A 15863-nucleotide genomic window follows, 5' to 3' on the forward strand; every position below is an offset into this window, starting at 1 on the left:
CCGCACCGGAAATCGGCACGGCCCCTGATTTTCGACGCGTCAGACGCTTAGTTCTGAGCGTAATATTCGATGACCAGGTTCGGTTCCATCATCACCGGGTAGGGAACGTCGCCCAGACCCGGAATGCGGACGAAGGTGGCCTTCATCTTGGAATGATCGGCGTCGATGTAGTCGGGCACATCACGCTCGGCCAGCTGGACGGCTTCCAGAAGAACGGCCATCTGCTTGGACTTGTCACGGACCTCGATCACGTCACCCTCTTTCACGCGGTAGGAGGGGATGTTGACGCGCTGGCCGTTCACGGTCACGTGGCCGTGGTTCACGAACTGGCGGGCGGCGAAGACGGTCGGCACGAATTTGGCACGGTAGACGACAGCGTCGAGGCGCTGTTCCAGCAGGCCGATCAGGTTTTCACCGGTGTCGCCCTTGCGGCGCTCGGCGTCGGCGAAGATGCGGCGGAACTGCTTCTCGGTCAGATCGCCGTAGTAGCCTTTCAGCTTCTGCTTGGCGCGCAGCTGCAGACCGAAGTCGGACAGCTTGCCCTTGCGGCGCTGACCGTGCTGGCCGGGGCCATATTCGCGGCGGTTGACCGGGGATTTCGGACGACCCCAGATGTTTTCGCCCATCCGGCGGTCGATCTTGTACTTGGCAGAGGTGCGTTTGGTCACCGTCTGATCTCCTTCTTAGCGTGTCGAAGGGCGTTGTCCTTTGGCCGAGGCCTGACAGGCATCCCCTTGCGGGGGCCACCAACACCAATGAAAACCCCGGCAAGCGGGTTGCCGGGATGCGCGCGTTTTACACATGCGGTCTGAGGTGTCAATGCCTGCCGGCGGTCTTGCGGTATCCGTGCATCAATATGGCGGCTTCGGCCCGGTCCAGCATCCGCCGGGCGGGCGCACCGTAGTTGAACGGGTCATCGGCCAGATCGGGAAAATGTGCCAGCAGGCTGCGCCGCTGACTGCCTTCCAGATGCTCCAGCCCCATGAAGGCAGGATGGAAGGTCTCGACCTCCAGCCCGTTGGCCCAGATCACCTGGTGGCGGTCCAGCATCAGATGCACATACCAGGTTTCGCGCATCGAGTGATCGACGGTCACCAGCCGGTCACTGACAAGATCGCGGGCCGAGACCAGAACCTCCGGCTCGCCCCACAGGTCGCGGGCGACCGCGCCTTTCACGATGACGCGGTGTTCAGGGGACACCACCAGATCAGCATCGGGCCGGTAGACCCCAAGCGCGCCTTCACGGATGCGGATGGGGCGCTGATCGGGCATGGCGAAGAGGCGTGCACCAGACATGCGGCGCTGGCCGGTCCAGACGACCTCTTGCGGGCCATCGTCGCGGGTCAGGACCCGGTCGCCGGGGCCGAGATCCTCGATAGCCACATCCCCCTGTTCGGTGCGAAGGCGCGTGCCGGGGGTGAAGCAGATCACGGATGCGCTTTCGACCGCTGCCATCGGGCGCGGCTGGTTCACGCGGATGATCGTCAGGTCGCGGTTTGCCGGCGGAATGGCCTCGGGAAAGATCAGGATGGGCAGGCGCCCCTTGCCCGCGGCCACCGGCACCACGGTGTAGAAGCGCGGGCTATCGGCGACCATGAAGGCATCCCCAAAGAGCGGATCCGCATCGAGCGCGGCATCCTGTTTGGGGGTGGGCGCGGGGTGATGCAGCAATTTGCGCACCACCCGCGCGGCCCGTGCACGGAGCTCGGCGTGATCCTGGCTGACTCCCAGAAGCAGCGCGGCGCCATCGCCTTCCAGAGGAAGAGCGCGGCCGTGCCAGCGCCAGGACATTCCTTCGGCCAGTTCGTTGTTATTCTCTGCCGGTACGCCGTCGATCAGGGTTTGTGACCACGCGATCATGGTCAGGCCCCGATAGCCCGTGCTCATGGTATTCTGCCCGTTTTTATTGGTACTTCTCGCCCTGTAGCCGAATCTAGCAGAGGCGAATCACCTTGGGAAGGGGGTGATTCGCCTGCGATTCGAAAAAGTGCGAATCGGGGTGGTCAGAACTCCAGCGCGACGGTGATCGAACCGATGGTCTGGCCCTCGCTCTGGCCCACGAATTCCTCTGACAGGTAGGTCAGCCCGTAGAAGATGTTGGAATAGCCGAATGCGTAGTTAACCCCGGCGCGCAGGCGATAGCGGGTGTCCTCGGGCGTATATCCCCGGTCCGACGGCAGGTAACGGGAACTCTCGACCCACGCATAGTCGCCGCCAAGCAGCAGGGAAAACCCGTGATCGTCTTCGCTGTCGATGGCGCTGATCCGATGGCCCGTGGTCACGTCGCGCAGCCGCAGCCCGCCCTGCCCGTAATCGCCAAATGTCAGGTCAAACCCGACACGCGCCATGGTTTCGACCCCGGCTTGCAGTTCTAGGAAGGGACGCACGTGGCCTTGTCCGAAAGAAAACTCGCGCCCGATCTCGGCGGTGCCGTGCAGGTAGACCCCGTTGTCGACCTGAAAGCTTTCGACCCGGCTGGATTGCAGGCTGAATGCCTCGTGCACGATCTCTTGCAGGTGACGGATGCCGGTCTGTTCGCCCATGGCGACGATATCTGCACCAAGCGCCACGTCGAACCCATTCCATGAAAAATGCGTATGCGCCCCGAACGACAGGACACCAGCGTAAAGGCGGTCGCCGGGAGTGGGGTTGCTGATGCTGGCCGGTGTGATCACCTCGCCGCGAAAGCGGTATTCCATGATTTCGCCCATGCGCAGGGGCAGATACCCGTCCCAGGACGGACCGCGCACGGTGCTGATGCCATAGGCCCCGGACCGCCAGCGGTCGCGGCCGTCGCCGATCAGATCGTTGGTGAAAAGGCGCGCCTGGCCGAGCGTTTCACGCCCGTCAAAGACACCCTGAGCCGATGCCAAGGAGCTGGAAAGACCAAGTGCACACAGGATGGCTCCTGCTCGGCAAACTGCCTGCCACATATCACTGCCTCATGTCCGTTACCGGTTTTTTCCCGGTCTATGCGGGAATTGCGGCAAGAATATCACAGCATCGCGGGCAGGGCTAGGCTTAGTGGCCCGCCCGGTTTGATCCTGCTCAAGGCGCGCCCGCGCCAGCTCGGCCAGAGTTGCCGCCAAGGCCATGACGGACGTGCCACAGCGCAGAGGAGACCCCGCCCATGAGACTGATCCTGACTGCCATCGCAGTGATTGTTGCCTTCGCAGGACACCCGCAGGCCCAGACACAGCAATTGCTGGAAAGCTATACGGCGCTGCTTAGCTGGAATGACCACTATAATTCCAACGGTCAGCGGTTGACGGAGCCTTGGCAGATCATCCGCCAGGACCGCGCCAATTACCATCGCTACGGCGAGGCCGATCCGCAGGACCAATGGGACAGTTTCTTCAGCGATTTCACCAACCGGGCGCGGGCAGAACAAATGCTGGCAAGCGGCTATGTCTCGCCTGCGGCGCGCACTGCCATCGTGAATGGCCCGGTTCTGGTGCAGGTCGAAATCTGGGGGCAGGGCGCGACCGGCACCCATATTCGGGTCGATGTCGCGGGCGGTGGCTCGATGCAGGGGCAACCGGCCCCGCAGCCGGGGGGCCTGCCGGTGATCGAAAGCTATACCGCTTTCCTTAGCTGGAACGATCATTACAATTCGAACGGCCAGCGCCTGACGGAACCGTGGCAGATCATCCGTCAGGATCGTGCCAATTATCACCGCTACGGTGAGGCCGATCCGGGGGACCAGCGGGACAGTTTCTTCAGCAGTTTCACCAACCGCGCACGAGCCGAACAGATGCTGGCCGCCGGGTCGATCTCGCCTGCGGCGCGCAATGCCATCGTGAATGGCGAGGTGACGATACGGGTCGAGATCCTGGGACATGGCAATACCGGCACAGCGATCCGGGTTGACGTGTTCTGATGTGGCGCCTCTGTCTGGCCCTCTGCCTTGCGGCCTCTGCAGCGGCTGCCGATTGCACGCCGATGAACTGGCTGACCTTGCCGCTGCGCAGCGCGGGCGATCCGGTGGAAACCGCGCTTGAAACCGCGTATCCGGGGCTCGACCTCGATCGGGCGGCGGGGACCGTCACCTTTGCCAGTGGCGTGGTGCTGCCCTTTGCCCCGGCGCGGCAGGTGGACCCGGCGGCACGGCTGATCGACGCGACGCTTGGCGATCAGTTTGTCTATATCTACCCGCTGGACTTTTCGCTGACCGACCGGCGCAACGCGTTCCATGATCCCGGCCGACTGCGCAACGACGATTTCTTTCGCGCGCTTTATGCCGAGACGCAGTCAGAGGTGCGCGCCACGCTGACCCGCGTCAGCTATGATGGGCCGGGCGGCGCGACCCGCTTCAACGTCACACAAGACCATTGTGTCCATGTCCAGCTCGACGCCGCGCTGACCGAGATCGAGGCACTTGGCCCCGACTATGCGGTCTATTTCGAGAATTCCGGCGGCAGCTTCAACTGGCGGGTCATTGCGGGCACGGACCGGCTTTCGGTGCACAGCTTCGGCATTGCCGTCGATCTGAACACCGAACTTGGCGGCTATTGGAGATGGTCGGGTGCGGCGCAGGGGCAGGCGACCGAATACAACAATCGCATCCCCGCAGAAATCGTCCAGGCCTTTGAACGCTACGGGTTCATCTGGGGCGGCAAATGGCACCACTACGACGGAATGCATTTCGAATACCGCCCCGAGCTGATCCTGCATGCCCGCCTTATGGGATCGGGCTAGATGCCGTCTCTGGCTGCGGCTGGCCGATATCAGTCCAACGCGCTGCCGCTTTCCACGTCCGACCAATGCTTGTTCACCTCCAACCGCGCGGCGCGGCGCCGGATGTCTGCCAGCTGCACCGGGCGAAAATCCCACTGATCCACGCCGACATTGATGCTGTTGCGCGATCCGGGCCACTGGTCGTGCACATGCCCGAACAGTTGCAGCGCCCCGCCGCGTGCGCCGTTCCAGGTGAGCATCGGATAGTGACACAGGACCAATGCCTGCCCTCCGTCGCAGATTTCTGCCATGTATTCGACGCTGGCCCATGGCAGCGACACGACGGCCTCGTCGTCATGGTTGCCGATGATCAGGTGCTTACGCCCCGGAAGGCTGTGGAACCAGCTTTCGAACCGGGCATAATCGTCGGCCCGTCCGAAGGCGAAATCACCGAGAATCCACAGGTCGTCCTCCTGCCCCACACAGGCCTGGAAATTCGCGATCAAGGCCGCGTTCATCTCGGCCAGTGAGCCATGCGGGCGGTTGCAGAAAGTAATGATGCGTTCGTGGCCGAAATGCAGGTCGGCCGTATACCAATTGGCCATGACGGCCTCCATCTCTGAACACTGCGCTCAGGATAGGGGCAGGGGGGTATGGGTGCAATCGAGGCTGCCCGTCAGGCGCATTTGCTGTGGCCGCAGCTTGGGCAGGTCATGCAGCCCTCGACCATGCGCATCCCGTATTCGCCGCAGGAGGGGCAGGCCGCGCCGCGCGGGTTGGGGCCGCCGATGGCGGCGACCTTGGCGCGCGGGTCATCTTTCAGGCCCATGCCCTCCCCCTCAATGAAGCCGATGGCGATCAGGTGCTTTTCGATCACGCCGCCGATCGCGGCCAGAATGGACGGCACGTATTTGCCCTGCATCCAGGCGCCGCCGCGGGGATCGAAGACGGCTTTCAGTTCCTCCACCACGAAGGACACATCGCCGCCGCGCCGGAACACGGCGCTAATCATCCGGGTCAGGGCCACTGTCCAGGCGAAATGTTCCATGTTCTTGGAGTTGATGAAGATCTCGAACGGACGTCTGTGGCCCGCGATGACGATATCGTTGATGGTGATATAGATCGCGTGGTTCGAATCCGGCCATTTCAGCTTGTAGGTCTGGCCCTCCAGTTCCTGCGGGCGGTCAAGCGGTTCGGCGATGTAGACGACGTCCCCATCGGAGTCCGGCAGTTCGGCGGCGGGTTTGTCCTCGGCTTCGCTGACACTCAGCACCGATCCTGTCACATCATTGGGCCGGTAGGTGGTGCAGCCCTTGCAGCCCGTGTCCCAGGCCTGCATGTAGACATCCTTGAACGCCTCGAAACTGATATCCTCGGGGCAGTTGATGGTCTTGGAGATGCTGGAATCCACCCATTTCTGCGCTGCCGCCTGCATCTTGACGTGATCGGCGGGCGGCAGGGTCTGGGCGTTGACGAAATAGTCGGGCAGGGGCGCGTCACCCTTCAGGTCGCGCCACAGTTTGACGGCGTAATCGACGACCTCTTCCTCGGTCCGGCTGCCGTCGCGTTGCAGCACCTTGCGGGAATAGGCATAGGCGAAGACCGGCTCGATGCCGGAACTGACATTGCCCGCATAAAGGCTGATCGTCCCGGTCGGTGCGATGGAAGTCAGGAGCGCGTTGCGGATACCGTGTTTGCGGATGTCGTCGCGCAGGGCGTCGTCCATGTTTTTCATGTTGCCCGAGGCGAGGAAGGCGTCTGCGTCAAACAGCGGGAAGGCCCCGCGTTCCTTCGCCAGATCCACCGACGCGCGATAGGCGGCATGGGCGATCTGCTTCATCCACTTTTCGGTCTGCGCGGCGGCCTCGTCCGAGCCATAGCGCAGCCCCAACATCAGCAGCGCATCGGCCAGCCCCGTGACACCAAGGCCGATCCGGCGTTTGGCGGCGGCCTCCTGTGCCTGTGCCTCCAGCGGGAAGCGGCTGGCATCGACGACGTTATCCATCATCCGCACGGCCACGGCGACCAGATCGTCCAGCGCGGCGGCGTCAAGCTTGGCGGCATCAGTGAACGGGTCGCTGACCAGCCGTGCAAGGTTGACGGACCCAAGCAGACAGGCGCCATAGGGCGGCAGGGGCTGTTCGCCGCAAGGGTTGGTGGCAGAGATGGTTTCCGCATAACCAAGGTTGTTGGCCGCATTGATGCGGTCGATGAAGATCACGCCCGGTTCGGCATAATCATAGGTCGACTGCATGATCCGGTTCCACAGATCCCGCGCCTGAATCGTGTGGTAGACCTTGCCGCCAAAGCTCAGCTCCCACGGGCCATCAGCCTTCACCGCCTCCATGAACGGATCGGTCACCAGCACGCTCATGTTGAACATGCGCAGGCGGGCGGGGTCGGATTTGGCGGTGATGAAGGCCTCGATATCCGGGTGATCGCAGCGCATCGTCGCCATCATCGCGCCCCGGCGGCTGCCTGCCGACATGATCGTGCGGCACATCGCGTCCCAGACATCCATGAAGCTGAGCGGGCCGGATGCATCGGCGGCCACCCCATGCACATCCGCGCCCTTGGGGCGGATGGTGGAGAAATCGTAGCCGATCCCGCCGCCCTGCTGCATGGTCAGCGCGGCCTCTTTCAGGTTTTCGAAGATGCCCGCCAGGCTGTCCGGAATCGTGCCCATGACGAAGCAGTTGAAAAGCGTCACATTGCGCCCGGTGCCTGCGCCCGCCGTGATGCGGCCCGCGGGCAGGTATTTGAAATCCTCCAGAGCGGCATAGAATCGGTCTTCCCAAGTGGCGGGGTCGGTCTCGACCTCGGCCAGCGCGCGGGCGATTCGGCGCCATGTATCCTCGATGGATTGGTCAATGGGCGTGCCATCGGCCTGTTTGAGCCGGTATTTCATGTCCCAGATGGCTTCGGCAATCGGGGCGGAGAAGCGGCTCATTGGTCAATATCCATATTGGTAGGGGGGACGAAGGAAGATACCCACAAGACCTGCCCGGGTCAACTTGGCAGGCATGGGGAACCGCCCTATGTTGCAGATCAGCAAGGGGGACCGATGGCAGCCAAGTTTACGCATCTCTTAAAGCTCAGCGTCGGCACGGAAACTGTCGACGATCTTGCCGCTTGGCAGGCTACGGCGCATGACCGCTGGCCTGACGGGCAGCCGCGTCACGTGACCCGCATGTGGCCCAAGCGAGAGGCCGAGATTCTGGCCGGAGGGTCGATCTACTGGGTGATCAAAGGCTTCGTTCAGGCCCGGCAGCAGGTGCTGCGGCTGGAAGAGGTCATCGGGCAGGACGGCATTCGCCGCTGTGCCATCGTGTTGGACAAGCGGCTCGTCCGGGTCGAGGCGACACCCAAGCGCGCCTTTCAGGGCTGGCGCTATCTGAAGCCTGAGGACGCCCCGCGAGATCTGTCCGGCGCCCGCGCGCAGGAAGAGACTCTGCCGCTGGAGTTGCAGACCGCCCTTGCCGATTTGGGGGTTTTGTAGCACCCGGCCACTTGGGTGTTGTGCAACGGAAAAAGGGCCGGGCGCTGATGCACCCGGCCCTTTCGGTTTCGTCCTGAAGTGTCTCAGCGCAGAGCGGCGAGTCCACCCGAGATCGCCGAGCGATACGCGCCACGAGCAACCTGGCTGTGCGAGTTCAGCGGGGTCGTCGAGGCATTGTTGCCAAGCGGAATGGTCAGGCTGAGCCCCACAGACGTGGCATCAGCCGTGATCGGGCCGAGATCCATGTTGGTGCTGGAAACCTCAAGCGCGACAACGCCGGGGAAGCCGCCGCCAGCCTGTGCCAGATCATAGGCGAGACCCAGAGAGATCTGGGTGGCGTCGATGCTGATCGGGAGCGGCAAGCCGACGTCGAGACGACCGACAGAGCCATAAAGCGACAATCCGTTGCCGAAGTCATAGTCGGCCCCGATTGCGTAAAGGCTCAGGTCGATATCGCCACCGCCGAAGTCGATATTGGTGCGCGTGTAGCTGCCGAAGATTTCCAGATTGGGCATCACGTCATAAGACGCAGCCAGACCGTAATCGGTGATGTCGATGCCGCCAATGCCGGGATCGGTGTCAGAGGTGCCATAGAAGACCTCGACCCAGAGCGGCCCGCTTTCGTAGCCTGCGAAGATACCGGATTGCTGCGTGTCGACGCCAAGCGTGATCGGCAGGAGCGAAACGGAGATGTCCAGATCGCCCATGCGATAGTAGGCACCGATATAGGCACCGTTGGCGAAGTGATAGGAAGGCTCAAACCCGAAGCTCATCAGATCGGCGTCGATACCGATCGGCAGCGGGGTGTCGATCTCGGTCATCGAAAGGCCGAAGTCCAGGCCGACATTCACACTCGGGCCAAAAGAGATATCGGAATCCACATCCAGAGACGTGGTTGTCAGGTCGATGCCCGTCCCAAGCGCATCCAGCGAGGTGCTGGAAAAACCCAGGGTGATCGTGGAACTCATGGATGGCGTAGTTTGGGCCAGTGCAGCGCCGGGAAGGGCGATGACAGCGGCAGTAGCGAGCAGGATGCGAATGCTCATTGCGGCTCTCCAATTACTAAATGTCTCAGGCTAAGGGGCAGGGGCGGAAGATGCCGTCGATGTCCCGCAAGCAAACGGACCCGGAAGACTCCGTTAACTAACGTTAACAAGAATAGTCGTTCGATTGATACAGCCCGCGCCGCGATCCGGGAATTTTCCCTTTGAACCGTGGCAAACTTACTGCACTTAGAGTGGGTCCAATGAAAGTCAAAAAAATGCGATGTCAGGGCGCGAACGGTGAACAGAAGCTGTTGGGGAAGGCAGTCAACACCCAAACCGAGCCGGGCCGAATTGCTTCACCCGTATAGGCGGTCCACCAGATCTTCCAGTATCTCTTTGTTCCCATTGGACCAATCTGCGGTGCGCGACTTGAACAGCACCGCCTGGCTGCGGTGGATCAGCCCGCCGGGAAGGATCGTCAGGTGGTTGGCGCGCAGGGTTTCGCCGGTCGAGGTGATGTCTGCGATGGCCTCGGCGGTCAGGTTCTTGACAGTGCCTTCGGTCGCGCCCTGGCTATCGACCAGTTGATAGTCCGCCACGCCCGCATCGCGCAGGAACTCTCTCACCAGCCGGTGATACTTGGTGGCGATTCGCAGGCGGTGACCATGACGACGGCGAAAATCGGCGGCAGCGGCATCGAGATCGTCGAGCGAGTTCACATCGACCCAGAAGGCAGGCACCGCGATGATCAGATCGGCGAAGCCGAAGCCCATGGGCTGCAATTCGCGCACGACGTCCTGCCAGGCGGGAATGCGTTCGCGCACGAGGTCGCTGCCGGTCACGCCCAAATGGATGCGACCTGCCTGCAATTCACGCGGGATCTCTCCGGCGCTGAGCAGCACCAGGTCCACATCCGCCCCGTCCACCTGCGCCGCATATTCTCGATCCGACCCGCTGCGGCGCATGTCGATGCCCCGGTCGGCGAACCAGTCGAAGGTCTTTTCCATCAGCCGGCCCTTGGAGGGCACACCGAGTTTCAGGGTCATGCCAGGCCCTCCCGCAATTGCTGGACCAGCTCCGGGCGGATCACCCCTCCAACGGCAGGAATTTCCTGACCGCGGCCCAGAACCCGGGTCAGCGCGTCATAGCGTCCGCCGGTGGCCACGGGGGGCAGGTCGGGGCGGCCTTCGGCGACGAAGCCGAAGACGAAGCCATCGTAATATTCCAGCGTGGTGCGCCCGAAGCTGGCCTCGAATGGCAGGTCTTCGACCGTAATCCCGGCGGCGGCCAGCGCATCCATGCGCCGGGCCATGCGGTCGACCGAGGCAGCCATGCCGGGCAGGTCGACGGTGATGTCGCGCAGGTGCTGATGCGCGTTCGGCAGGGTTTCCCTGAGGCCAAGGATCACATCCAGAACCTCTGCCTCGCTGCGGCTTATCGGGGGCTCAGCGGCGTCGGCCTGAAGATGGGCGATGCGGGCCAGAACATCGTCGCGGCTGCGCAGCCCGATCTCGGGTCCGCCGCCTTCGACAACTGCCTCGGCTCCGTCCTTCGCGACCCGGTCCAACAGCGCCTTGCGGGCAGGGTCCATGTCCACCCGGCCCGTGAACCGGTCCAGCAGGGCGCGGAACCGGCGGGGTCGCCAGATATGGCGCATCAGGGCGCCCTTGCGCCGTTCCGTCGTGGTCAGGGTTTCCACGGCGGCCTTGAGAATGCCAATATCGCCGGTGGCCGGACGCAGCCCGAGCGGGGACAATACTTCGTTGAACAGCGAAAACACCTCGGCATCGGCACGTTCCGGGTCTTCGCGGTCGAAAAGTTCGTATCCCACTTGCAGGTATTCCGTGGCCCGCCCGGAATCCGCCTGCTGTTTCCGAAACACCTCGCCCAGATAGGTGTAACGCGCCGGCTCGCCGCCATGTTCCATATGGGTCTGCACCACCGGTACGGTGAAGTCGGGGCGCAGCATCATTTCGCCCCGGTTCGGGTCCTGCGTGACATAGGCCCGCGCGCGGATATCCTCGCCATAGAGGTCCAGCAACGTATCCGCCGGTTGCAGCAGATCGGCGTCGATGGCCATGGCGCCCGACGCCTTGAAAAAGGCGAAGAGCCGCTCAGCCTCGGCCCGGACAGTGATCTTGTCGGTCATTTGCCCCGGTCCAGAATGGCGCGGACTTCCTTGACGAGATCGGCCACCGGCACCTCGCGCTGCGCGGGCTGCGATTTCCATTCCTCAAGGCTGGCTTCCTGTGCGATCTGCGCGCCAAGGATCAGGTCCTTGATCTGCACCACGCCGCGTTCGGCCTCGTCAGAGCCTTGGATGATCGCCACCGGGCTTTCGCGTTTGTCCGCGTATTTCAGCTGGTTGCCGAAGTTTTTAGGATTGCCGAGGTAGACCTCCGCCCGGATGGGTTCACCGCCATCCTTCGGCTTACGCAACATTTCCGCAATCGCGAAGTAATCTGACATCCGGTCGCGATCCATCACGGTCACGACCACGGGGCCGGGCATAGTGCCGCCGATCCGGCCCTTTTCGCGCAGCGCCGCGAGCAGCCGGTCCACCCCGATGGAAACGCCCGTCGCGGGCACCGCCTGCCCGGTGAAGCGCTTGACCAGATCGTCATAGCGCCCGCCACCTGCCACCGAGCCAAACTGGCGCGGACGGCCCTTGTCGTCGAGCACCTCGAAGGTCAGTTCGGCCTCGTAGACCGGGCCGGTATAATAGCCGAGCCCGCGCACGACCGAGGGGTCGATAACGATACGGTCGGGGCCGTAGCCCTGGGCTTCGAGGAGAGACGCGATGGTTTCGAGTTCTTCGACGCCTTCCAACCCGGTTTGTGAAAACTGGTTCAATATCCTCAAATATTCTAGAGTGTTGCGATTCCAAAGGGCGTTCGCAGTTCCGGTAGCGTCCGTGGCTGGTCCTCGGGCTTCTAACGCTTCGATTTGCGACAGGATTTCCGCATTAGATCCGGTGTGTGTTAGGAAGTGGCTTTCTAGCTCCGCAACGGTGCCTTCTGCGATCATTTCGGAGGCATTTACGAATAGCATCACGGTTTCTGCTGCTGAGCGGGAAAGTCCTGCCCCTTCAGTAAAATCTCCGCTCGCGTCTTTTCGCCCTTCTTTGAGAAGGTCTCGCACCCCATCAGGCCCTAGCCGGTCAATTTTATCAATTGCGCGCAGAACTATACCGCGCTCATGCTCGAACTTAGCCGGGTCGCTCGGATCGAGAATGCCCGCGAGTTCCATGACCCCATTCAACACCTTCCGGTTGTTCACCCGCACGATGTAATCCCCGCGCGGAATGCCCACGGCTTCCAGCGTGTCTGCGAGCATCGCGCAGATTTCGGCATCCGCGGCGACGGAGGGCGCGCCCACGGTATCCGCGTCGCATTGGTAGAACTGGCGGAAGCGCCCTGGCCCCGGTTTCTCATTCCGCCAGACCGGCCCCATGGTGAAGCGGCGGTAGGGGGCGGGCAGGTCGTTGCGGAACTGGGCGGCGACGCGGGCCAAAGGCGCGGTCATGTCATAGCGCAGCGCCAGCCATTTGCCGTCATCCTCTTCCTGCCACGCAAACACGCCGGCATTGGGCCGGTCCACGTCGGGCAGAAACTTGCCAAGTGCCTCGACCGTTTCCACGGCAGAGGTTTCCAGCGGGTCGAAACCGTAGCGATGATAGACCTCGGCGATCCGGTTCAGCATCTCCTTGCGCTCGGTCACCTCGGCGCCGAAATAGTCGCGGAAGCCCTTGGGCGTTTCTGCCTTGGGGCGGGGCTGTTTCTTTTGCTTGGCCATGCTTGCCATCCGTTCGGATCCGGGGTTCACCGGGCGTTTAACTTGGGGGGCGCGTGGGGGCAAGGCGGCGGGCTGGCCTTTCGGGTAAAACCCTGTAGGAAGAGCATATGAGTGACACAACCCATCTGGAAGAAACGCTGGCCCACCTGACCCGTCAGGTCGAGGATCTGTCTGACGTCATCGCCCGGCAGGACCGCGAGATCGCCGTACTGACCCGCCGGGTCGAGATGCTGATGAACCGGGAGGCCGAGCGCGAGCTGGACCAGGGCGGCACGGTGCCGCTGGCCGATCAGAAGCCGCCGCATTGGTGATCCGTTCGGTCCTCAACTTGACGGGTGGGGCAGGGACTGCCTACTTTATTTAACAAAATTTGCGCGCGATATGTTTTCGACTGGCTACTGTCGCGGATCGCGGGCACGGCTGCTGGCCCTGAGGGTGAAGGGAACGACCTGCGTATGAGCGACCGCAAGATCAGAAACATGGAAGAGTTCGCCGCCGTCAGCGGCATTTCGCGGCCGACCGTTTCCAAGTATTTCAACGACCCCGACAGCGTGCGACAGACCACGCGCGCCCGGATCGAGGCCGCGCTGGAGCAATATGACTATCGCCCCAATGTCTATGCCATCAACCAGAACCGGCGGCTGACCAAGAATCTCGGGATCGTGGTGCCTTATCTGGCGGATCCGTTCTTCGCGGAAATCGCCCGGAATATCGAGACGCTCTGCATTGCGGCGGGGTTCCGTCCGATCCTGCTCAGCTCTCATGGCGAACAGTCGCAGGAGCTCGACAATCTCGACAGCCTGCGGTCGCTGAAACCTGCCGGTGTGCTGATGGCCCCTCTTGGCCGGGCGTCGGACAAATCCGCGATCGAGCGGTTCTGCGAGGACGTGCCGACCGTGCTTTTCGACAGTAATATCGAGGGTATGGGCGAGGCGTTCATCGGGTCTGACAATGCCAGCTTCGTGAACCTGACGGTCGATTACCTGATGCGCAGCGGTGAACCGCCCTGCTTTCTGGAAATGCGCACTCCTGCGAACCCGAATGCCAACAAGCGCCGTATCGCCTATATCGAGGCGATGAAACGACATGGGCAGGAGCCGGTTGTCGTGGGCATTGAAGGCGACGGATGGGCATTCGAGGAAATCGGACGGCAGGGCACCCATGCTGCGATTGCTGCCGGGGATTTCACCACCAATACAATCCTGTGCTCGAATGACCGACTGGCCATCGGCGTGTTGTCCGCCTGCTACGAGCGCGGGCTGAAGGTGGGGCGCGGGGCGGATTGCGATTTGCGGGTCGCATCCCATGACGATCACCCGTTTTCCCGCTTTACCTGTCCGGCGCTCACCACGGCTGCGCATGACTACACCAATGTTGCAGGGCGCAGCGTGGAAACCCTCTTTGAACTGATCGAAAGCGGTGGACGTTTCAAAACCCGGCGCGAGACTTTGTTTCCTGCCCATTTGGTGGTCAGAGCATCCGCATAAATGCTCTGAAAATTTACGCGCGTAAAAAATATGTTGACGCGCGTATGATTCTTTCGCATGGTGCGGCACGTTACATCCATCAAGGGAGGACAGGATGTCTTCGAAGACTCTTATTCGCACCACCAGTGCGCTTGCACTGTGCCTGACCGCGTCTGCGGCATTTGCACAGGATACGACCATCACCATCGCGACCGTGAACAACGGCGACATGATCCGCATGCAGGGCTACACGGACCAGTTCACCGAAGCGACCGGCATTGCGGTCGAGTGGGTGACGCTGGAAGAAAACGTTCTGCGTCAGCGTGTGACCACCGACATCACCACCAATGGCGGTCAGTTCGACATCATGACCATCGGCATGTACGAAACCCCGATCTGGGGCGCCAATGGCTGGCTGGTCCCGCTGGACGGCCTGTCGGAAGACTACAACGTCGATGACATCCTGCCCGCCATGCGCGGCGGTCTGAGCCATGAGGGCACGCTCTATGCAGCGCCTTTCTATGGCGAAAGCTCCATGGTCATGTATCGCACCGACCTGATGGAAGCGGCTGGCCTTGAAATGCCCGACGCACCGACCTGGGAATTCATCCGCGAAGCCGCGGCTGCAATGACTGACCGCGAGAATGACGTCAACGGCATCTGCCTGCGCGGCAAGCCCGGTTGGGGTGAGGGCGGTGCCTTCATCACCGCGATGTCCAACTCCTTCGGTGCCCGCTGGTTCGACATGGACTGGAACGCCCAGTTCGACACGCAGCCCTGGCTCGACACGCTGACCTTCTTTGAAGGCATGATGAGCGAAAGCGGCCCGGCCGGTTACGCCACCAACGGCTTCAACGAAAACCTGTCGCTGTTCCAGCAGGGCCTCTGCGGCATGTGGATCGACGCCACTGTGGCGGCGTCCTTCGTGACCAACCCGGAAGATTCGGAAGTTGCGGACTCGGTCGGTTTTGCCCTGGCACCTGACAACGGTCTGGGTGTTCGGTCCAACTGGTTGTGGGCATGGGCTCTGGCCATCCCCGCAGGGACGCAGCAGGCGGATGCGGCGCTGCAGTTCATCGAGTGGGCAACCTCCAGCGACTATATCGAGCTGGTGGCCGAGAACGAAGGTTGGGCCAATGTCCCGCCGGGTGCACGGACCTCTCTCTACGAGAACCCGAACTACATCTCGGTTCCCTTCGCACAGATGACGCTGGACTCGATCCTGTCGGCTGATCCGAACAACTCCACCGTTGAACCGAGCCCCTATGTCGGCATCCAGTTCGCGGCCATTCCGGAGTTCGCAGGCATCGCCTCCGAAGTGAGCCAGGAATTCTCGGCCTTCTATGCCGGTCAGCAGACCGTCGAAGAGGCCCTGGCGAACGCTCAGGCGATCACCTCTGAAGCAATGGAAGCTGCGGGCTACTAAGGCCGGTTCCTTCC

At 62.3% G+C, this 15863-nt stretch carries 15 protein-coding genes; 6 read left to right on the forward strand and 9 right to left on the reverse strand.

Annotated features, from left to right (window positions below):
* Nucleotides 1-47: 47 nt before the first annotated feature.
* From rpsD to EP237_RS03850, 3 genes are all read right to left on the reverse strand, one after another.
* On the reverse strand, nt 48-668 hold the full coding sequence (gene rpsD, locus EP237_RS03840) for a 30S ribosomal protein S4 (RefSeq protein WP_127558286.1): 621 nt from the start codon (nt 666-668) through the stop codon (nt 48-50).
* A 148-nt stretch (nt 669-816) separates the two neighbouring features.
* The gene (locus tag EP237_RS03845; RefSeq protein WP_127558288.1) at nt 817-1887 is read right to left on the reverse strand and encodes a Hint domain-containing protein; all 1071 of its coding nucleotides are present in this window, start codon (nt 1885-1887) and stop codon (nt 817-819) included.
* Nucleotides 1888-2003: 116 nt separating this feature from the next.
* Nucleotides 2004-2933, reverse strand: a complete 930-nt coding sequence (locus EP237_RS03850) for a lipid A-modifier LpxR family protein (protein ID WP_127558290.1) — start codon at nt 2931-2933, stop codon at nt 2004-2006.
* A gap of 197 nt (nt 2934-3130) precedes the next feature.
* On the opposite strand from EP237_RS03850, the gene EP237_RS23440 reads away from it, so the two are divergent.
* Nucleotides 3131-3880, forward strand: coding sequence for a hypothetical protein (locus tag EP237_RS23440; protein WP_240661480.1), 750 nt, complete (start codon nt 3131-3133; stop codon nt 3878-3880).
* On the forward strand, nt 3880-4698 hold the full coding sequence (locus EP237_RS03865) for a M15 family metallopeptidase (RefSeq protein ID WP_206052245.1): 819 nt from the start codon (nt 3880-3882) through the stop codon (nt 4696-4698). The genes EP237_RS23440 and EP237_RS03865 overlap by 1 nt, the downstream gene beginning before the upstream one ends.
* A 29-nt stretch (nt 4699-4727) precedes the next feature.
* Here the strand turns inward: EP237_RS03865 and EP237_RS03870 are convergent, their stop codons facing one another.
* Both EP237_RS03870 and EP237_RS03875 read right to left on the reverse strand, forming a co-directional pair.
* Nucleotides 4728-5282 carry a metallophosphoesterase gene (locus EP237_RS03870; RefSeq protein WP_127558295.1) on the reverse strand — a complete coding sequence of 185 codons (555 nt, stop codon included), beginning with the start codon at nt 5280-5282 and terminating at the stop codon, nt 4728-4730.
* A gap of 71 nt (nt 5283-5353) precedes the next feature.
* Complete coding sequence (locus EP237_RS03875) at nt 5354-7627, reverse strand: adenosylcobalamin-dependent ribonucleoside-diphosphate reductase (protein ID WP_127558297.1); 2274 nt, start codon at nt 7625-7627, stop codon at nt 5354-5356.
* A gap of 114 nt (nt 7628-7741) precedes the next feature.
* Here EP237_RS03875 and EP237_RS03880 point away from each other — a divergent pair, with 114 nt between their 5' ends.
* Nucleotides 7742-8176 carry a DUF1489 family protein gene (locus EP237_RS03880; protein WP_127558299.1) on the forward strand — a complete coding sequence of 145 codons (435 nt, stop codon included), beginning with the start codon at nt 7742-7744 and terminating at the stop codon, nt 8174-8176.
* Nucleotides 8177-8259: 83 nt separating this feature from the next.
* Here EP237_RS03880 and EP237_RS03885 read toward each other — a convergent pair whose 3' ends face one another.
* From EP237_RS03885 to hisS, 4 genes are all read right to left on the reverse strand, one after another.
* Complete coding sequence (locus EP237_RS03885; protein ID WP_127558301.1) at nt 8260-9222, reverse strand: porin; 963 nt, start codon at nt 9220-9222, stop codon at nt 8260-8262.
* A gap of 296 nt (nt 9223-9518) precedes the next feature.
* Nucleotides 9519-10208 (reverse strand): ATP phosphoribosyltransferase, encoded by a 690-nt coding sequence (gene hisG, locus EP237_RS03890; RefSeq protein ID WP_127558303.1) that lies wholly within the window; start codon nt 10206-10208, stop codon nt 9519-9521.
* Nucleotides 10205-11311 (reverse strand): ATP phosphoribosyltransferase regulatory subunit, encoded by a 1107-nt coding sequence (locus EP237_RS03895; protein ID WP_127558305.1) that lies wholly within the window; start codon nt 11309-11311, stop codon nt 10205-10207. The genes hisG and EP237_RS03895 overlap by 4 nt, the downstream gene beginning before the upstream one ends.
* On the reverse strand, nt 11308-12957 hold the full coding sequence (gene hisS / locus EP237_RS03900) for a histidine--tRNA ligase (RefSeq protein ID WP_127558307.1): 1650 nt from the start codon (nt 12955-12957) through the stop codon (nt 11308-11310). Before hisS ends, EP237_RS03895 begins: the two co-directional genes overlap by 4 nt.
* 107 nt (nt 12958-13064) lie before the next feature.
* Between hisS and EP237_RS03905 the strand changes: the two genes are divergently transcribed.
* The 3 genes from EP237_RS03905 (at nt 13065) to EP237_RS03915 (ending at nt 15849) form a co-directional block, all read left to right on the forward strand.
* Entirely contained in the window at nt 13065-13268 is a 204-nt protein-coding gene (locus EP237_RS03905) for a SlyX family protein (RefSeq protein WP_127558310.1), read from the forward strand.
* Nucleotides 13269-13412: 144 nt separating this feature from the next.
* Nucleotides 13413-14444 carry a LacI family DNA-binding transcriptional regulator gene (locus tag EP237_RS03910; RefSeq protein WP_127558313.1) on the forward strand — a complete coding sequence of 344 codons (1032 nt, stop codon included), beginning with the start codon at nt 13413-13415 and terminating at the stop codon, nt 14442-14444.
* A 94-nt stretch (nt 14445-14538) separates the two neighbouring features.
* Nucleotides 14539-15849: an ABC transporter substrate-binding protein gene (locus tag EP237_RS03915; RefSeq protein WP_127558315.1), complete on the forward strand. Its 1311-nt coding sequence runs from the start codon at nt 14539-14541 to the stop codon at nt 15847-15849.
* Nucleotides 15850-15863 lie beyond the last annotated feature (14 nt).

The sequence above is a fragment of the Nioella ostreopsis genome (genome assembly GCF_004000255.1).
Classification (GTDB): Bacteria; Pseudomonadota; Alphaproteobacteria; order Rhodobacterales; family Rhodobacteraceae; genus Nioella; species Nioella ostreopsis.